Genomic DNA, 17,317 nt, shown 5'->3' with positions numbered 1-17,317 from the left:
TCGGCCGTCATGCGCGTACCTCACGGTCACGCAGCCCACGGGGGTCGATCACCTCGCGGATCAGCCGCAGCTCCGCCGCCGTCGGTTCACGGGTGAGGGGCACGTCCGCCGGGTCGGCAGTCACCGCCAGAGCGAACCCGGTGGCCTCCCTCACCTGCTCGACGGTCACGCCGGGATGCAGGGACCGAAGCCGCATGGAACGGTCCGCCGTGGCGAAGTCGAACACACCCAGATCGCTGATGACTTCAGGGATACGGTGATACCGGGTCGCGGCGGGACCGGCGGACGCGGCCCGGTCGTGACCGACACCGCAGACCATGTCCACCCGCTCCACGAAAGTCCTGGGGGAGTGCCGCGGAACCCAGTAGCTCGTCGGATTGTTCGCGGTGTTGACGGGAGCGCCGCGCACCCCGAGCAGCTGACGCTCCGGCCGGGACCACTCGCCGATGCAGGAGATGTTCTGATTGCCGAACCGGTCGATCTGGCTCGCGCCCATCATGACGTGCCGGCGGCCGGTCGCCACCAAGGCCAAGTGCTGCCGGTACGGCAGCCAGCCCTCGACGACCTCGGCCTCGGCGCCGATCGCCGGTACATCACCCATCAGCAGCGCGGCACCATCGGTCAGCAACAGGTCGGGGGAGAAGGTCAGACGGGCCAGCCGCGCCCCGATCGAAGGAACGGTGCCCATCGGGCTGGCGAGCACCTCACCGGCGTCCCGCCACGCCTCCGCACAGGCCAGCACGCAGTACTCGGCGCGGGTAACCGCAGGCCCCTCCACGGACCCGGAAGCCGGGGTGGCATTCATGCGCTCGTCCCCTTCTGGTCCCTCATCCGCTCCGTCACAGGCACCGATTTCCCGCCCACGCTCTCCCCGACGTTCCCTTCCTCTTTCTCCCCGCCCCTCTCCTCACGGTGGAAGGCGGCCACGGCGGCCCGGTACGCATCCTCGTCACCATCGAGGTAGCGCTTGACGAACGCCGCCCACCGCTCGGGATCAGCCGCCTCCGACGCATACGCCCGCTGGAACGCCTCGTCCCGCCCGTAATCGGGATCGCACGCGGTGAAGTGCGCACCATTCGGCGCGGCCACCACCCCGGTGACGAACGCACGCTTCACCAGCAACGTCTGCGGACCGCCCGCGGACATCAACTCCGCACCGGCCACCACCCGTTCACACGAGACGTACGCGGCGTCCGCGGCCTCGCAGAACAGATCGTCGAAGTACGGATCGGGTCCCAGATACTGGCCGTTGCCCCGGACATCCGCCCGATGCATGTGGACCAGCGCCGCGTCCAGACGCAGGGCGGGAACCGCGACCAGCTCCTCCCCGTCCCCGTACGGCGATCGGACCGTCCGAAGCTCGGGGTTGACCCGCAGCACGTCCGATCCGAGCCCGGCGCGCACCGGCAGGAACGGCAAACGCTGACCGGCCGCGATCAGACCCCACATGAACATGGCCTCGTCCAGCTCGGTCAGTTGCAGGGTGCCGTTCTGGCGGGCGGCACGGAAGTGCGGTTCGAGGGGAATGGAATCGAGGGTGGCGAAGGGCGCGATCAGGCGCCGGATCTTGCCCGCGGCAGCCAGCAGCCCGACGTCCGGCCCGCCGTACGCGACAACCGTGAGATCGGTCAGCTCGGACCGCAACAGGGCCCGCACCAGCGCCATCGGCTTACGACGGGACCCCCAGCCGCCGATCCCGATCGTCATACCGCTCGCCAGCCGACCGACAACGTCGTCGGCGGTCATGGTCTTGTCGCTCAACTCTCCTCCAATGGCACGGTGTTGGCGGATGACGGATCTTGACGGCCGGGCCGGGCGGAATCGGATGCGCCCGCCTGCGGAGGCCCGTTGGGCTGCGGGGGCGCGTGCGGCTGCGGAGGTTCGTGCGGTGGCGGGGGCTCGTGCTGCTGGCGAGGGGCGTACGACTGCGAGCTCGTGCGTGCGCGGGGTTCGGTGGCCGGGGGAGTACGGCCCCCTGGTTCCTGGCGGGCGGCGGTCACGGCCCCCTGGCGTGTGCCGCCCCCGGCGGAACCCTCAGGTGTGTCGCGCTCAGTAGACCCCTCACTCGTGACGCCCCCGGCAGGCCCCTGACGCATGTCGCCTGTGGCAGACGCCTCACGAGTGTCCCCCGCAGAACCCTCGCGCGTGTGGGAGGCCCCGCCGACGAAGGCTTCGCGATGCCGGTCGCCGATACCGCTCAGATTGGCCTCGAACGTGAAGCCCTGCTCGAAGCGGTAACTGCGCCGTACGTCGACCGGATCGATCCCGTTGATCGCAGCCTTCGCCAGCCGGACCAACTGCCCGTCCTTCGCCGCGATTTCCCCCGCGAGCGCCAGCGCCGCGTCCCGCACGCGCTCCCGCGGCACCACTTCCCACACCGACCCGTGGTGCTGGAGTTCGCGCGCGGTGACGGTGCGCGAGGTGTAGTAGAGCGTGCGCATCAGGTGCGGCGGCACCAGCCGGGCGAGATGGGTGGCCGCACCCAAGGCGCCACGGTCCAGCTCGGGCAGCCCGAACGTCGCGTCATCGCTCGCCACGATCGCGTCCGCGTTGCCCACCAGCCCGATGCCACCGCCCAGACAGAAGCCGTGTACCGCCGCCACGACCGGCACCTCGCAGTCGTAGACCGCCGCGAACGCCTCATAGCAACCGCGGTTGGCACCGACCAACGCCGAGTGGCCCTCCGTCCGTTGCATCTCCTTGATGTCGACACCGGCGTTGAACCCGCGCCCCTCGGCAGCGAGCACCACGCACCGGACCGTGGCATCCCGCCCGGCGGCCCGTACGGCCTCGGCCAGGTCGTACCACCCCTGCACCGGCAGCGCGTTGACCGGCGGAAAGTCGACCGTCACCAGCGCGACGCCCGAAGCAACGCCACCGTCGCCCGAGGGATGGACGGGGTGAGAGGTGGAGACACCCATCAGCAGATCAGCTACCTTTCCACCAAACGTTTGTTAGGTGCTGTCGATGGAGAAGGTAGCAGCGCAATGCGCGCTGCGGGAGGTGTCGGATGGCGCTCACGATCGACCTGTCGGGCCGCGTCGCAGTCGTCACGGGCGGCACACGCGGTGTCGGCGCAGGCATCACCACCACGCTGCTCGCGGCCGGCGCGCAGGTCATCGCCTGTGCACGCAGGCCCCCCGACCGGCCACTGGAGGCCGCGGGCCGGACCGCGGAGCACGCCACACTGGACCTGCGAGACCCCGACGCGGTCAGCACATTTTTCCGGCAGGTACGCGAGGAACGCGGCCGCCTCGACGTCCTCGTCAACAACGCCGGCGGCACGCCGTACCGCCTTCTCACCCGATCCACACCCCAACAAGCAGCCAGAGCAATCGAGTTGAACCTCATCACGGCGGTGACGGCCTCACTCGCGGCACGCGAGGTCATGGCGGACCAGCGGAGCGGCGGTTCCATCATCATGATCGGCAGCGTCAGTGGGTCCCGCCCTTCACCCGGCACAGCCGCTTACGGGGCGGCCAAGGCCGGCCTTGACCACCTCGCCCGCTCCATGGCGGTCGAATGGGCTCCGGCGATCCGCGTCAACACCCTCGTCCTCGGCATGGTCCGTACCGAACTGTCCCACCTTCATTACGGCGACGACGCGGGTCTCGCCGCCGTGGCCCGCACCGTGCCGCTCGGCAGGCTGGCCACGCCGACCGAGGTCGGCGAGGCATGCGCGTTCCTCGCCTCCGACCTGTCGCGCTACGTCACCGGTGCGAGCCTGCTCGTCCACGGAGGCGGCGAACGCCCGGCATTCCTCGACGCCGCGCAGACCACCCCCCAACCCCCGGCCGACCCCGGCATCCGGCCGCTGCCCCCTACACCGCCCGCCCCCGGCACCGCCTGACCCAGCTCGCGCACTTCCATTCCTTGCTCACACGCCTCACCACTCCCTCCCTACGTCCCCCTGTCTCCGACTGCCTGACCTCGTCAATTACCCACAAGGAGAGCTGAGATGAGCCGAACCAGCGGTAGCAGTGATCGTGGCGATGGAGGCGGCGGTGGCGGTGGCGGCATCTGCGACGGGCGCGTTGTGGTCGTCACGGGTGCCGGACGGGGGTTGGGCCGCGCCCATGCCCTTGCCTTCGCCGCGGAGGGCGCCCGAGTGGTGGTCAACGACTTCGGTGTGGGGCTGGACGGTACGCGAGGCGACGACACGCCCGCAGCCGGCGTCGTCGCGGAGATCCGTGCCGCGGGCGGCGACGCCGTGGCGCACGGCGGCGATATCGCCACGAGCCAAGGCGCCGCATCCCTCATCTCCACCGCACTCGGCACCTACGGACGCCTCGACACGCTGGTCAACAACGCCGGCTTCCTGCGTGACCGCATGCTCGTCAACCTGGAGGAGGACGAGTGGGACGCCGTGCTGCGGGTCCACCTCAAGGGCCACTTCCTTCCCCTGAAGCATGCCGCGACCCACTGGCGGACGGAGGCGAAGGAGGGCCGGATGCCGGAGGCCAGAGTCATCAACACCAGCTCAGGCGCGGGCCTGTCCGGCAGCGTGGGTCAGGGCAACTACTCCGCCGCCAAGGCCGGAATCCTCGGCCTGACCCTGGTAGCCGCAGCTGAGCTGGGCCGCTACGGCATCCAGGTCAACGCCATCGCCCCGGCCGCTCGCACCCGAATGACCGAGCAAGCCTTCGCCGAGACCATGGCAGCTCCGGAGGCGGGGGCCTTCGACGCGATGGCTCCCGAGAACGTCTCGCCCCTGGTGGTGTGGCTCGGGTCGGCCGCTTCGGAGGGCGTAACGGGACAGGTCTTCGAGGCGGAGGGGGGCCGGATCACCGTGATGGAGGGCTGGCGACCCGGCCCGACCCTCGACAAGGCTGCCCGCTGGACCCCCGCCCAGGCGGGCCGAACCGCCCGCGAACTCCTCGCCACCGCCCGTCCTCCGCAACCGGTCCATGGCGCTCAGCCGACTGAAGATGCGTGACCGGCAGGGGGCCCGGGGGCCCGGGGGTCCGGGAGGGGGAGCGTGGGAGGGATGCACCCCTAGGGCGGACGCCGCAGGGTGGGCGCCCTCGGAACGGACCCCTTCAGGACGGACCCCTTCAAGACGGACGCCCCCGGGATGGACGCCCGCAGGATGTACGTCCTCAGGTCAATCGCCATCAGGGCGCATGTCCCCAGGTCAGCCGTCCGCAGGCCAGCAGTCCGCGAGTCAGTCGTCGGCAAGTCAGTCGTCGGCGCCGGCCGGGAGTGCGGTGACGACCTTCAGCCCACGATCCGCGAACTCGCGGCGGGTTGCCTCCTTCGCGCCGCTGTCCGTGATGAAGGTGTCGAAGACATCCGCGTCACCGACCCTGGCGAAGCAACGCTCGCCGATCTTCGAGGAGTCGGCGACGACCACGGCTCGCCGGGCGCGCTCCGCCATGAGTCGGTTGACCCGGGCTTCGGCCTCGTCGTGCACCGTCGCGCCCATCACCGGGTCCATGCCGTTGGCGCCGATGAAGGCGGTGTCGATGGAGATCTGCTGGAGCACCAACTCGCTGAAGGGGCCGACCAGTTCGAACGATCGTGAGTGCGCGACACCGCCGGTGAGCACGATCTTGATCTGCGGCCGCACGGCCAGCTCGTTGGCGATGTTGAGGGAGTTGGTGACGATCGTCAGATGCGGCTGAGGGCCGGCCTCGGCGAAATCCGGGCGGGTGGCGAGCACGCGGGCGATGGCGGTGGTCGTCGTGCCGCCACTCAGCCCGACCACGTCTCCGCGCTCGACCAGCTTGGCCGCGGCCTTCGCCACGGCTTCTTTCTCGCCGGACCGATGCGCGTGCTTGTAGCGGATCGGCAGGTCGTACGCCACCGAGCTGAGCACCGCGCCGCCCCGCGTTCGGGTCAGCAACTGCTGTTCGGCCAGGGCATCCATGTCGCGCCGCATCGTCGCGGCCGAGACCTCCAGCTCGGTCGCTGCCTCCTCGACATCCACTCGGCCTCTCTCGCCGAGCAGCTCGAGCAGTGCGTTCATCCGTTCATGGCGCTTCATGCAGCGAGCCTAATTCGTCCCGGCGGGACCCGGCACGGCCTGGCGCCCACCAACCACCTCAGCAATCCATCCGCTCCCTTTGCTCCCCGGGGGCCCTCCCCCCCCCGCCCCACCCACCCCCAGTCCGGTCGACCCACGCCGACCCACGCCGACCCACGCCGACCCACGCCGACCCACGCCGACCCACGCCGACCCACGCCGACCCCGCATCGCCCCCACGCCGGGCCGGCCCCTCACCGCACCCACAACAGAGCCCACCAGCCCAACAGCGCCCAGCCCACCAGGCCACGGAGTCCACCAGCCCAACGGAACCCACCAGGCCACGGAGCTCACCAGCCCAAGGGAGCCCCTCCGGCCAACGGATCCCACCCGTCCAGGCACCCCGCAGCAACAAACCGAGCCCGCCAAGCCCGCCACCCAGCCCAGCTGCCACCTGGGTCAATCCCTCTCGACAGCGCCCGGCGCCACAGGCTCCCTCGTCGGCTCTCGCCCGACCGCGGCCGTCGCCGGCTACCCCCGGGCCGGAGCCTGGACGGTGAGCTGGTCCGGGACCGTAGCCGGAGTGGTCAGTACGCCCAGGAGTCTCGCCGCCTCCTCGGCCACTGCCTCGCGGGCCGGTTTGACGTACTTGCGGGAGTCGACGAGCGCGGGGTTCTCCGTCAACGTCTCCCGGATGGACTGGGTGAACACCGAGACCAGGTGCGTCGAGATGTTGATCTTCGTCATGCCGGCGGCGATCGCGCGGCCCAGCTCGTCGTCCGGCACTCCCGAGGAGCCGTGCAGCACCAGCGGCACCGGCAAGGTCGCCCGCAGTGCCGCGATCAGGTCCTTGTCCAGGACCGCGGTGCGTCGGTGCATGGCGTGCGAGGAGCCGACGGCAACGGCGAGAGCGTCCACCCCCGTCGAGCGGACGAAGGCGAGGGCCTCGTCCGGGTCCGTGCGCACTCCCGGCGCGTGCACGCCGTCCTTGCCGCCGACCTCGCCGAGTTCTGCCTCCACATAGGCGTCCCGCTCATGGCACCAGGCCGTGAGTTCGGCGGTGGCGGCGACGTTGTCGGTGTAGGGGAGGGCCGAGGCGTCCACCATGACCGATCCCACCCCCGCGGCGACGCCCTGGTGTACGAGCGTGGCATCGGTGATGTGGTCGAGGTGGACGGCGATCGGGGCGCTGGAGGTCTCCGCGAGGGCCAATGTCGCCCGGGTGATGGGCAGCAGGCTGCCGTGGTAGCGGATGCAGTTCTCGCTGAGCTGCAGGATCAGCGGAGTGTCCGTGCGCTCCGCGGCGGTGACCAGTGCCTCGGCGGTTTCCAGGTGGATGACGTTGAAGGCCGCGGCACCGATCCGCGCCTCACGCGCGGCATCGACGATCGATGAGGTCGAAACGAGGGCCATGGGGTCCTGACTCCCTTGCGAGCGGGGCGGGTTGACGTAGGGGGAGCGGGCGCCTCACGTCGCGGCCGGCTCCTTGAGCATCACCGAGCGGGTCAGGCTGCGGGGGTTGTCCGGGTCGAGGCCGCGCGCACGGGCCCGCTCCAGAGCCACCCGCTGCACCAGCACCAGATCGGCCAGCGGATCGCGCGCATGGCACACGAATCGCGCGCCGGTCCGCGCCACATCGGCCTCCAGCCCTTCAGGCGCCGGTCCGAACACCCACGTCACCCGGCCCGGTGCCGCTATCGCGATCGGGCCGTGGCGGTACTCCATCGCGGGGTAGGACTCCGTCCAACTCTGCGACGCCTCCCGCATCTTGAGGGCCGCCTCATTGGCCAGCCCGTACGTCCAGCCCGAGCCGAGGAAGGAGAACTGCTCCGCCTCCACCCATTCCGGCTCCAGTCGCGCCGACAGGGCCTCCTGCGCGTCCCGCACCGACCCGGTGATGTCCTCGCCCAGGTGCGCGCGCAGCAGCGTCAGGGCCGTCGTCGCGAACCGGGTCTGTACCACCGACTTCTCGTCGGCGAAGGGCAGCGCCACCGTCTCGTCGGAGAGCTCTACGGCAGGTGTCCCGGGATCACCGATGATCGTCACGGTTGGGATGCGCCCCTTGACCGCGTCCAGCACCCGCAGCACCTCGGTCGTGGTGCCCGAGCGGGTGATCGCCACCACCGCGTCGTAGGCCCGGTCGCTGCCCAGGAACGCCTCGGAGGCGGCGAACGGGTCCGTCACGCCGAGGCCGGCCCCCTCGCGCAGCGCCGCATACGACTGGGCCATGAACCACGAGGTGCCGCAGCCGACGACGGCCACCCGAGCCCCCGCCTTGGGCAGTGGTCCGCCCGCAGCCCCGATCCTGGCCGCCTCCTGCCAGGTCTCCGGCTGACTGTGCAGCTCCTGCTCCATGTATGAGGTCCCGGTCATGGCACACCCTCCCGTGAGGCGTCACTCCGATGCGCGGCCCCGATGCCTGGTGGCCGGGTGCGCGTGAACTGTTCTGCGTGTATCTGTACTGCGTAGATCTGCAAGATTGCGCTTTGTTGCAGACGACTCTACGCAGTTTTGTGCAGCGCATCCATCCCTCGTGGGGGTGTATGCGGCAGAGGGGAGCAGAGGGGAGCAGAGGGGAGGGGTGATGTAGGCGCGTTGAGCCGTCCGGGGGAGGGGGTTGGGGTGATCGAGCGGCGTGCAAGGAAACTGTTGACACCTGCGTGAAAGAGGCCGAATACTCGCAAGATCAGTCATGAAGCAAGGCCGCTCGCCGCACAAAGGACCCCCATGTCCACTGCCACGCTGTCCACGACGCCCCCCACACCGCCGTCCAAGACGTCACGCCACACCGGCAAGCTGTTCGCGCTCACCGGTGCCGTGGTCGGCGTCATCTATGGCTACGACACCGGCAGCATCTCCGGTGCGCTGGTGTTCCTGAGTCAGGACTTCCAGCTCACCGAGGCGGAAAAAGGACTGGTCAACAGCATTCTGGTGGGTGGTTCCATCCTCGGTGCGCTGATCGGCGGCAAGCTCGCGGACGCCCTCGGACGCAAGGCGGCGATGCTCATCGTGGCCGCTTCCTACGCCGTATTCGTCGCGCTGTCCGCGCTCGCCCCCAACGTCGTGGTGCTCGACGCCGTCCGATTCCTGCTCGGTGTCGCCATCGGCATCTCGATCGTCGCCGCGCCGCTCTACATCGCCGAATCGACCCCGGCGCGCATCCGCGGCGCCTCCGTCGCCGCCTACCAGGTGGCCACGGTCGCCGGCATCGTCCTCACCTACTTCGTGAACTGGGGCCTGTCGGACGGCGGCCACTGGCGTTGGATGCTGGGCCTCTCGGCGATCCCCGCCGCCCTGGTGCTGATCCCGCTGTTCCGCCTGCCCGACACGCCCCGCTGGTACGTCCTCAAAGGCCGAACGGAACGCGCCGTCGAGGTCATGGCGATGACCGACCCGGATGTCGATCCGCGTGCGGAGGTCGCGGCCGTCAGCGCCGCGCTGGCCCAGGAGAGCGGGGGCGGTGGCCGTGCGCTGCTGCACAAGCCCTACGTCCGCGCCACGCTCTTCGTCGTCGGCCTGGGCTTCTTCTGCCAGATCACCGGCATCAACGCCGTGACGTACTACAGCCCGCAGATCTTCGAGGAGATGGGCTTCACCGGGGACGGGCAGAACTTCCTGCTGCCGTCCTTCGTCCAGCTGGCCTCACTGGCCGCGACGGTCCTCGCCATCCTCATCATCGACCGGCTCGGGCGGCGTGCCGTTCTGCTGTCCGGCATCGGCACGATGGTGGTGATGCTCGCCGTCCTGACCGTCGTCTTCGGCAGGGGTGAGCTGAGCGGCGCCACGATCTGGGTCGGCTTCGGCGCGATCCTGCTGTTCACCGCGGCGTTCAATTTCGGCTTCGGCTCGCTGATCTGGGTCTACGCCGGCGAGGCCTTCCCGGCCCAGCTGCGCTCCACGGGGGCGTCGGTGATGCTCACCGCCGACCTCGTCGCCAATCTGCTCATCGCCCAGTTCTTCCCGTCCCTGATGGCCTGGGCGGGCGCTGCCTGGACGTTCGCCGGCCTCGGGGCGCTCGCTCTCGCCGCCCTGGTCTTCGCCTCCGTCACGGCGCCCGAGACCAAGGGCCGCCACCTGGAAGAGGTCCAGGGCTACTGGCGCAACGGGGGCCGGTGGCCCACCCCGGCACCGGAGACCGCCCCCTAGGCCCCAGGTTGTGTCCGACCGCCCACGGCAACGGCCCGGGCCGCCCTGTGACGGCGGCCCGGGCCCTGTGTTGCCACGTCAGGACGGAGGCGTCTCCCGGTACGTCTCCAGCGGCGGCGCGGTCGTGGTCGCCGCGAATTCGGTGATCCGGTAGGTGCACACCCCCGCCACGCTGAAGGGGTCCTCGGCCACGAGCTGCTCGACGGCTGCCCGGTCCGCACCGGTGGCCAGGATCACGCCGCCGTCCCGCGGCACCTTGCGCCCGGCGGCGATGAAGCGCCCCGTGGCGAACTCCTTTTTCAGCCACTCCACGTGCTCCTGAAGGGCGGCTTCGACGCGTTCAATGGGCGCGGTGTAGGTCAGCTCCAGTACGAACATAAAGGCAATATAGAGGAGCCCGCAGTGGCCGCCGGTTCACCTCGACGGTGGGAAGTCGCAGGCCAGAGCGGTTCTGGTGCCCTCCAGGCGGCCATGTTCCGCGCACCGCACCGGACTTGTCAGCCGACGGCACGATCCGCCGGAACGCTCTGTTCCGCCGGCTTCGGCGACGGTTCCGCCGGCGCCCGCCCACGACGCACTCGCAGCACGGCCTGCGCGCCGAACGTGACGACGAGGTTGGGAATCAGGGCGATGAGCCCCGTATCGACGGTGCCGACGTCCGGACCGCCGAAGGTCAGCCAGGCGAGCGTGCCGACGCCCGTCAGGAGGCCGAGCAGCGCCGGACCGGCGGCGAGGCGGTTCCGTGCGGCCAGCGCCATGACCGTCGCCGGGGCCAGTTGCGACAGGCCCCCGTAGGTGAGCAGCAGCAGATTGGCGAGGAGGTCGGGGCGCGCCAGGCCGAGGACGAGCGCCAGCCCGGAGGCGAACACGACGCACAGGTGGTTCACCCGCAGCCGGGCGCGCTCTCCCCGAGCCGGGACGAGGTTGTGCGAGACGAGGGTGGAGATGCCCATGACGATCGCCGCGGACGGCACCATGGCCGCCGCCGCGGCGGCGACCGCCACCAGCCCCACGAGCCAGCCGGGAAGCGTGTGGTGGGCGAGGGTGAGGAGCACGCTGTTCCCGGCGGCGCCGGGGGAGAGGGCCAGAACTCCGGCGAAGCCGACGATGACCGGCACCGCCAGCGCCACCTGGTAGAGCGGCAGCCAGACGTAGTTCGAACGCAATGCCCGGCTGCCGCGCGCGGACAGTACCGCCGGCCACAGATGCGGCATGGTGTTGAAGCCCGCGCCGATCCCGCTGATGAGCATCGCGGTGGTGAACCACGTCCCGTCGAAATCGCCGTGGTGAAGCGTCAGCAGGTCCGGATGGAGGTCCTGGACGACGCTGAAGAGATGGCCGACGCCGCCGCCCGCGGCCGCCGGGACCGCGATGAGCAGCACGATCAGGGCGAGCACCATCAGGACGTCCTTGAGGTAGGCGGCGCGGGCGATACCGCGGATGCCGGACCACAGGACGAAGGTGACGGTCAGCGTGGTCGCAAGGATCATGCTCAGATCGGCGCCGGCGCTGCTTCCGGTGGCGAGCTGGACGATGAGGCCCAGGCCGGTGATCTGCAACTGCAGATACGGAAGGAGGAACACCGCGCCGATCACCGCCACCACCTTCCCCAGCAGCGGGCTGCCGAAGCGGTGCGCGAACATGTCGGCCTGCGTCAGATAGCCGTGGTCCCGGCCCAGCCGCCAGATCCGCGGACCCGTGAAGTACTGGCCGATCAGGGAGAGCGCCAGATAGCCGAGTGCGTACGTGGCGCCGACGCCGCCGCTGAAGGCGAGCCCCGCGAGCCCCAGAAAGCTGAAGGTGGTGAAGGCCTCGCCGGCCTGCAGGAACCATGAGGTGGCGGTGGAGAAGCGCCGCTCGCCCACGGTCCACTCGCCGAGCTCCGCGCGGGAGCTCCGGCGACGGCCACTGATGCCGACACCCGCGACGGCGAGCATGCCGAGAAGCGTGATGAGCATGGTGGTGGTCATCGGGCCTCCTCCTCGGATTCGTCGTGATGGGGGGACAGGTGCTCCACGGCGGCCAGCGCGGCGGTGGTGCCGACCGTCCACAGAACGGTCCAGACCAGGACGGACGGCAGGCCGAACCACAGATGCGGGCCGTTGACGAACGGCAGGAACGGAGTCGAGAGGAATCCGGCCACCGGCAGGGCGGCCCATGCCGTATGGCGTTTGTGCGGGACGCGCGCGGATCTGATGAGGCTCATGGGTGCTCCGGTCATGGGGCGGTCGGCGAGGTCAGGACGTCGGAAGGTCCGGGCGGCGCCGCCCGTGACGCGTCGCGGCCTCGTAGACGTGGCCGGCTCGGAGGACGTCGAGATCCGCCCGCGGCGGGCCGATGATCTGCAGGCCCACCGGCAGGCCGCCCGCGGTGAAGCCCGCGGGCACCGAGAGAGCGGGTACGCCGAGGACGGAGATCAGGTAGGCGGAGCGCATCCAGTCGAGATACGTCCGGGTGGGCTGCCCGGCGACCGACGGCGGATACTCCCACTCCGCGTCGAACGGCGTGACCTGGCTGACCGGCGCGAGCAGGAGGTCGTAGCGGGAGAAGTAGTCGAGCGCGGCGAGGTGGAGCCGGCCGCGTGCCGCGGTGGCCCTGTGGAGGTCGTCGGTGGTCAGCCGGCGGCCCTGCTCGATGTTCCGGCGGAGGCTGGGCTTGAGGGCCTCGCCCTCGGTCTCCAGCAGGCCGCCGAAGGCCAGGTCGAAGCTGTGCGCCCGCAGGGTGCGGAACGTTTCGTCGGCGTCCGTGAGGTCCGGGCAGGCAGCCTCGACGTGGCAGCCGAGCTCCTCGAAGACCTTCAGCTGCGGTTCGAGCACGGCCGTCACGTCCGCGTCGGCCGGCGCACGTCCGGCCAGGTCCGGCGCCCATCCGACGCGCAGCCCGCGCAGGTCGCGGTCGAGCAGGACGCGGAACGCGGCGCCCGGGGTCTCCAGGCTGACGGGACACCGGGGGTCCGGGCCGGCCATCACCGAAAGCAGCAGCGCGGTGTCGGCGACCGTGCGCCCCATCGGCCCCGCTACGGACAGCGTGTCCCAGAGGTCGCCCGCGCCAGGGGCGGGGACCCGTCCGGGAGTCGGCCGAAGCCCGACCACATTGCAGAAGGACGCGGGATTGCGGAGGGAGCCACCCATGTCGCTGCCGTCGGCGAGGGGCTGCATCCCGGCCGCGAGCGCGGCGGCGGCTCCGCCGCTGCTGCCGCCCGCCGAGCGCGTGGTGTCGTACGGGTTGCGGGTGGTGCCGAAGACGGTGTTGAAGGTGTGCGAACCGGCGGCGAACTCGGGGACGTTGGTCTTGCCCAGACGGATGGCACCGGCCTTCTGCACCCGGTCGACCAGCAGGTCGTCCTCGTCGGGGATGTGGTCGGCGTAGAGGGGCGAGCCGTGGGTGGTGCGCATGCCACGGGTGAGGTGGGTGTCCTTGAAGGCGATCGGCAGGCCGTGCAGCGGAGGGACGTCGGCGCCCCGGGCCAGACGTTCGTCGGCGAGCGCGGCGTCGGCGAGCGCTCCCTCGGGGTCCAGGGTCACGATGGCGTTCACAGCCGGATTGACCTGTCCGATGCGGTCCAGGTGGGCCTGCACCACGTCCCTCGCGGAGATCTCGCGGGTGCGCAGCCGGGCCGCGAGGTCGGTGGCGTCGAGCTGATGGAGGGCGTCGGTCATGAAGGGCCTCGGGTGGTGTCAGGGAGTGCGAGCGGCCTCATCTTGAGGTTGCTGACGAAAAACGTCAAGGGTGACGCTCAGGCTGACGAAAGTAGACATGGTGGCCTGTGCGGCTGACTGGCGCGCTGAACTGGGCTTTTGGTCTGACGGAAAACTTTGAAGAGCCTGAGGCGTAGACGGATGTACGCCTCACATGCTCTTCTGGTGACGGATTCAGACGCCTAGGGCGCTTGGAGTGTCATGCCAGAGCAAGGGAACGCCCGGATCGGGCTCGCCGGCGGGGTACCTCGTACCGGACGCGTCGCGACTCCTGGCCGCACGGGCGCACTCCGATCGCATGAACGGGGACGCACCCGCGAGCCCTGGCCGCACGCCCGGATGACGCCCTGTCCGAGGAATGGCGGGCGCGTCGGGCGACCGGCGCACGATGCCGCGCCGACGCTCAGACGGCCGGGTGCAACTCGCCGCCGTCGATCCCCTGTTCGTCGAGGATTTCCCGCAGCACCGGGGTCGCGGCGGCGCTGCGCTTGAGCGCCTCGACGACGAGGTGGGACTGGACCGCCTCGGCGCGCGCCACCCACGCCGAGGACGTCAAGAACGCGTGCAGCGCGTCCTTGGACGGCTGGGTGACGTCCACCAGCAGCTGATACTCACCCATCACCACCGCCACATACCGCACCAGCGGCGACTCCAGGAGCAGCCGCCCGACCTCCTCGACCTCGTCGGGCCGGGTCCTGATCCACAGCAGCGCCTCCACCGGGAGGCCCAGAACCGCGGGCTCCACGGAGGCGCGGATGCTCACCATCCCCGAACGCGACAGGGCATCGACCCGCCGGCGGGCGGTCGCCTCCGACACCCCGGCGAGGGCGGCCAACTCCTCGTGCGTACGCCGGCCGTCCTCGGCCAGCGCCTGCAGAATGCTCTGCTCCTCCGGCCCCAACTCGGTCTCCGGCGCCGCAACGGGCCCGACCGGAGCGGGAAAACGGTCCAGTGCGGCGGTCTCGTCCGCGTCCAGAATTCCCGGGTGCCACTCGTGCACCGTGCGGAAGTACCGCAACACCGGCGACACATGCTGCGAGACCACCCCCGGAAGCGCGGGCAGCTCCTCCATCATCAACGACGCCAGCCGCTCGGGCGGGCACTGCACCTCGGCCACCACATCGAGCGGCCCCGCCAGCACATAACTGAAGACGGCGTGCTCCAACCGGGCCACCGCCGCCGCCGTCCTGCGCACCATCTTCGGACGGCACCGCAGCCGCACGATGACCGTGTCCCCGCGCGCCACCAGGCCGGTCACCGTGACCAGCCCGCTGCCGAGCAGCCGCTGCGCCCGACGCGCGACCGTACGCTCCCGCTCGCCGAGCACCGAGGCGATCCGGCGCCACGAAGCGCGCCCGTCGACCTGGAGGGCGGCGATAATGCGGCGGTCGAGAGCGTCCACGTCAACAGCGGCTGGATTCACGCCCCCACCGTACCGAGTGCCACCGACAGCGACCCGGGCCGAAGCGGTCCGGGCCCCGCGACGGGCGGGACCGGCCGGTCACGGGTTCGGTAGCGTGACGCCCACCATGGACACTCCCGCAACGATCTCCCGCGACGACGAACTGCGGCACTGGCCCGCCGACGAAGCCCAGGCCCGTGCCGTCCAGGACCGGTTGCGGCCCCACGTACGCCTAGACGAGTGCGGCCCGGAGCCGGGCTTCGACGGCACCGTCGTGGGAGTGGACGTCGCCTACGACGACGAGCGGGACGTCGTCGCCGCGGCCGCCGTCGCCCTGGACGCCCGCACGCTCGCCGTCGTCGACGAAGCCACCGCCGTCGGCCGGGTCTCCTTCCCCTATGTGCCCGGCCTGCTCGCCTTCCGGGAGATACCGACCGTCCTCGACGCCCTCGCCCGCCTCACCCGCACCCCCGGCCTCGTCGTCTGCGACGGCTACGGGCTCGCGCACCCGCGGCGCTTCGGGCTCGCCAGCCACCTGGGCGTGCTCACCGGCCTGCCCTCCATCGGTGTCGCCAAGAACCCGTTCACCTTCCGCTACGCGGCCCCGGGCGGGGAGCGCGGCGCGGCCTCCCCGCTCCTGGACGACACCGGAGCGGGCAGTGGGGAGGAGGTGGGCCGAGCCCTGCGCACCCAGAAGGGCGTCAAACCGGTCTTCGTCTCCGTGGGCCACCGCGTCGACCTCGACCGGGCCTGCGCACACACCCTCCACCTGGCACCCCGCTACCGCCTCCCGGAGACGACCCGGGCGGCCGACGCGCTCTGCCGCAAGGCGCTCGCGGCCGCCTGAGCATCCCGGGGGCGGTGGGCTACTCCCCGACGACCCGGAAGGACATACCCGCCTTCTGCAGACGCGCCGTCAGGGCGTCGCCCATCGCGACCGCGGTCGTCAGCTGGCCCGACCGCTCCGGCAGATCGTCGAAGGCCAGGCTCAGCGCCGACTCGGCGAGCATCTTCGCCGTCTCGTCGTATCCGGGGTCGCCGCCGGACACCTCGGTGACCAGCTTCCTGCCGCCTCCCGTGGCCACGAAGCGCACCGAGAACCAGCTCTTCGCCCGCCGCTCCGGGCTCGGCCCGTCACCCGGCTCCAACCGCCCCGACAGCCAGCGGCGCGCCGGCGGCACCTGGGCGACCGCGGCCAGCGCCCCGGCCCCCAACGCCCCGCCCACCGCGATCGGCAGCCACCGCACCCCAGCGAAGTGGCGGTAGCGGAAGTCCGGACCGTAAGCGTCCAGCGCTGCGGCCGAGCGCGCGACGACCTGCGGATCGAGGGTCGGCAGCGGCACTCCCCACACCTTCGCCTCCGCGTTCCTGACCGGTGGCCCGAACGGCGCCCGCACCGTACGCCCGTCCGGCCCCGGCTCGGCCCGGCGCCGCTCGCGGGCGGCCCGCGCCATGGCCACCGGACGCGACGCGACGGTCAGCGCGGACGCCAGAGTGCCGCCGGAGAACGTCGCGTTGGTCCGTACGAAACCGTCGATGCGCAGCGGCACGTCCGAGGGCAGCAGCCCCACGGTGAAGTGCACACCCAGGTCGGGCGGGACGGAATCGAAGCCGCAGGCGTGCACCAGACGCGCCCCCGAAGCCCGCGCCTTGGCGTCGTACCGCAGGAACATGCGGTCGATGAACTCCGGCTCACCGGTCAGATCGACGTAGTCGGTACCCGCGGCGGCACAGGCGGCGACCAGCGGCTCACCGTGCAGCAGATACGGTCCGACGGTCGTGGCCAGCACGCGGGTGCCCTCGGCCAGCGCGCGCAGCGACTCCGCGTCGGCGCTGTCCGCCCGCAGCAGCGGAACGTCGGCGCAGGCCGGATCGATCGCGGCCAGCCGGTCGCGCAGCCGCCCCAGCTTCTCGGTGTTGCGGCCCGCCAGCGCCCAGCGGCAGTCCGCGGGAGCGTGCCGGGCCAGATACTCGGCGGTGAGCGCCCCGGCGAAGCCGGTGGCGCCGTAGAGGACGAGGTCGTGAGCTCGTCCTGAGGTGTCCTGCCGTCGCATTGCGCGTCCTCTCGACCTGGAGTCGGGACCTTAGGCAGTGGCTGTCGCCCCG

Annotated in this window: 15 protein-coding genes and 1 pseudogene; 4 read left to right on the top strand and 12 right to left on the bottom strand. The window is 71.1% G+C overall.

The annotated features are described in order from the left end of the window. Window positions 1-7: 7 nt before the first annotated feature. The 3 genes and pseudogenes from QOM21_RS07015 to QOM21_RS07005 form a co-directional block, all read right to left on the bottom strand. On the bottom strand, window positions 8-805 hold the full coding sequence (locus QOM21_RS07015; protein WP_407548873.1) for a CoA-transferase subunit beta: 798 nt from the start codon (window positions 803-805) through the stop codon (window positions 8-10). Continuing rightward, complete coding sequence (locus tag QOM21_RS07010; protein WP_407548872.1) at window positions 802-1,761, bottom strand: CoA transferase subunit A; 960 nt, start codon at window positions 1,759-1,761, stop codon at window positions 802-804. The genes QOM21_RS07015 and QOM21_RS07010 overlap by 4 nt, the downstream gene beginning before the upstream one ends. A gap of 368 nt (window positions 1,762-2,129) precedes the next feature. After that, window positions 2,130-2,921: pseudogene (locus QOM21_RS07005) on the bottom strand (enoyl-CoA hydratase family protein); the annotation flags it as partial. Window positions 2,922-3,010: 89 nt separating this feature from the next. On the opposite strand from QOM21_RS07005, the gene QOM21_RS07000 reads away from it, so the two are divergent. Both QOM21_RS07000 and QOM21_RS06995 read left to right on the top strand, forming a co-directional pair. After that, the gene (locus tag QOM21_RS07000) at window positions 3,011-3,850 is read left to right on the top strand and encodes an SDR family oxidoreductase (RefSeq protein WP_407548871.1); all 840 of its coding nucleotides are present in this window, start codon (window positions 3,011-3,013) and stop codon (window positions 3,848-3,850) included. Between the two features lie 108 nt (window positions 3,851-3,958). Beyond that, on the top strand, window positions 3,959-4,936 hold the full coding sequence (locus tag QOM21_RS06995; RefSeq protein ID WP_407548870.1) for an SDR family oxidoreductase: 978 nt from the start codon (window positions 3,959-3,961) through the stop codon (window positions 4,934-4,936). A gap of 243 nt (window positions 4,937-5,179) precedes the next feature. Here the strand turns inward: QOM21_RS06995 and QOM21_RS06990 are convergent, their stop codons facing one another. The 3 genes from QOM21_RS06990 to QOM21_RS06980 all read right to left on the bottom strand — a co-directional run bounded on the left by QOM21_RS06990 (window position 5,180) and on the right by QOM21_RS06980 (window position 8,338). After that, window positions 5,180-5,986: a DeoR/GlpR family DNA-binding transcription regulator gene (locus tag QOM21_RS06990; protein ID WP_407548869.1), complete on the bottom strand. Its 807-nt coding sequence runs from the start codon at window positions 5,984-5,986 to the stop codon at window positions 5,180-5,182. Window positions 5,987-6,496: 510 nt separating this feature from the next. Continuing rightward, window positions 6,497-7,378, bottom strand: coding sequence for a ketose-bisphosphate aldolase (locus QOM21_RS06985; RefSeq protein WP_407548868.1), 882 nt, complete (start codon window positions 7,376-7,378; stop codon window positions 6,497-6,499). Between the two features lie 54 nt (window positions 7,379-7,432). Further along, the gene (locus tag QOM21_RS06980) at window positions 7,433-8,338 is read right to left on the bottom strand and encodes an SIS domain-containing protein (protein WP_407548867.1); all 906 of its coding nucleotides are present in this window, start codon (window positions 8,336-8,338) and stop codon (window positions 7,433-7,435) included. A gap of 354 nt (window positions 8,339-8,692) precedes the next feature. On the opposite strand from QOM21_RS06980, the gene QOM21_RS06975 reads away from it, so the two are divergent. Beyond that, window positions 8,693-10,111, top strand: a complete 1,419-nt coding sequence (locus tag QOM21_RS06975; protein WP_407548866.1) for a sugar porter family MFS transporter — start codon at window positions 8,693-8,695, stop codon at window positions 10,109-10,111. 78 nt (window positions 10,112-10,189) lie between these two features. Here QOM21_RS06975 and QOM21_RS06970 read toward each other — a convergent pair whose 3' ends face one another. The 5 genes from QOM21_RS06970 to QOM21_RS06950 all read right to left on the bottom strand — a co-directional run bounded on the left by QOM21_RS06970 (window position 10,190) and on the right by QOM21_RS06950 (window position 15,232). Then, the gene (locus QOM21_RS06970; protein WP_407548865.1) at window positions 10,190-10,489 is read right to left on the bottom strand and encodes a YciI family protein; all 300 of its coding nucleotides are present in this window, start codon (window positions 10,487-10,489) and stop codon (window positions 10,190-10,192) included. A gap of 119 nt (window positions 10,490-10,608) precedes the next feature. Further along, window positions 10,609-12,081, bottom strand: coding sequence for a sodium:solute symporter (locus tag QOM21_RS06965; protein ID WP_407548864.1), 1,473 nt, complete (start codon window positions 12,079-12,081; stop codon window positions 10,609-10,611). Next, window positions 12,078-12,317 (bottom strand): hypothetical protein, encoded by a 240-nt coding sequence (locus QOM21_RS06960; protein ID WP_407548863.1) that lies wholly within the window; start codon window positions 12,315-12,317, stop codon window positions 12,078-12,080. The genes QOM21_RS06965 and QOM21_RS06960 overlap by 4 nt, the downstream gene beginning before the upstream one ends. A 31-nt stretch (window positions 12,318-12,348) precedes the next feature. Further along, window positions 12,349-13,770: an amidase gene (locus QOM21_RS06955; RefSeq protein WP_407548862.1), complete on the bottom strand. Its 1,422-nt coding sequence runs from the start codon at window positions 13,768-13,770 to the stop codon at window positions 12,349-12,351. Between the two features lie 442 nt (window positions 13,771-14,212). After that, window positions 14,213-15,232 carry an Lrp/AsnC family transcriptional regulator gene (locus QOM21_RS06950; RefSeq protein WP_407548861.1) on the bottom strand — a complete coding sequence of 340 codons (1,020 nt, stop codon included), beginning with the start codon at window positions 15,230-15,232 and terminating at the stop codon, window positions 14,213-14,215. A 106-nt stretch (window positions 15,233-15,338) separates the two neighbouring features. Here QOM21_RS06950 and QOM21_RS06945 point away from each other — a divergent pair, with 106 nt between their 5' ends. Continuing rightward, the gene (locus QOM21_RS06945; RefSeq protein ID WP_407548860.1) at window positions 15,339-16,058 is read left to right on the top strand and encodes an endonuclease V; all 720 of its coding nucleotides are present in this window, start codon (window positions 15,339-15,341) and stop codon (window positions 16,056-16,058) included. A 19-nt stretch (window positions 16,059-16,077) separates the two neighbouring features. Here QOM21_RS06945 and QOM21_RS06940 read toward each other — a convergent pair whose 3' ends face one another. Then, on the bottom strand, window positions 16,078-17,265 hold the full coding sequence (locus QOM21_RS06940) for a saccharopine dehydrogenase family protein (RefSeq protein ID WP_407548859.1): 1,188 nt from the start codon (window positions 17,263-17,265) through the stop codon (window positions 16,078-16,080). Window positions 17,266-17,317: the final 52 nt, after the last annotated feature.

This window comes from Streptomyces sp. Pv4-95, assembly GCF_045782725.1.
Taxonomy (GTDB): Bacteria; Actinomycetota; Actinomycetes; order Streptomycetales; family Streptomycetaceae; genus Streptomyces.
This window is presented reverse-complemented; position numbering and strand designations above follow the sequence as displayed.

Excerpts from the sequence above, each read along its gene's own strand:
- QOM21_RS07015 (WP_407548873.1), bottom strand. The coding sequence starts at position 805 with ATGAATGCCACCCCGGCTTCCGGGTCCGTGGAGGGGCCTGCGGTTACC.
- QOM21_RS07000 (WP_407548871.1), top strand. The coding sequence starts at position 3,011 with ATGGCGCTCACGATCGACCTGTCGGGCCGCGTCGCAGTCGTCACGGGC.
- QOM21_RS06995 (WP_407548870.1), top strand. The coding sequence starts at position 3,959 with ATGAGCCGAACCAGCGGTAGCAGTGATCGTGGCGATGGAGGCGGCGGT.
- QOM21_RS06990 (WP_407548869.1), bottom strand. The coding sequence starts at position 5,986 with ATGAAGCGCCATGAACGGATGAACGCACTGCTCGAGCTGCTCGGCGAG.
- QOM21_RS06985 (WP_407548868.1), bottom strand. The coding sequence starts at position 7,378 with ATGGCCCTCGTTTCGACCTCATCGATCGTCGATGCCGCGCGTGAGGCG.
- QOM21_RS06980 (WP_407548867.1), bottom strand. The coding sequence starts at position 8,338 with ATGACCGGGACCTCATACATGGAGCAGGAGCTGCACAGTCAGCCGGAG.
- QOM21_RS06975 (WP_407548866.1), top strand. The coding sequence starts at position 8,693 with ATGTCCACTGCCACGCTGTCCACGACGCCCCCCACACCGCCGTCCAAG.
- QOM21_RS06970 (WP_407548865.1), bottom strand. The coding sequence starts at position 10,489 with ATGTTCGTACTGGAGCTGACCTACACCGCGCCCATTGAACGCGTCGAA.
- QOM21_RS06965 (WP_407548864.1), bottom strand. The coding sequence starts at position 12,081 with ATGACCACCACCATGCTCATCACGCTTCTCGGCATGCTCGCCGTCGCG.
- QOM21_RS06960 (WP_407548863.1), bottom strand. The coding sequence starts at position 12,317 with ATGAGCCTCATCAGATCCGCGCGCGTCCCGCACAAACGCCATACGGCA.
- QOM21_RS06955 (WP_407548862.1), bottom strand. The coding sequence starts at position 13,770 with ATGACCGACGCCCTCCATCAGCTCGACGCCACCGACCTCGCGGCCCGG.
- QOM21_RS06945 (WP_407548860.1), top strand. The coding sequence starts at position 15,339 with ATGGACACTCCCGCAACGATCTCCCGCGACGACGAACTGCGGCACTGG.
- QOM21_RS06940 (WP_407548859.1), bottom strand. The coding sequence starts at position 17,265 with ATGCGACGGCAGGACACCTCAGGACGAGCTCACGACCTCGTCCTCTAC.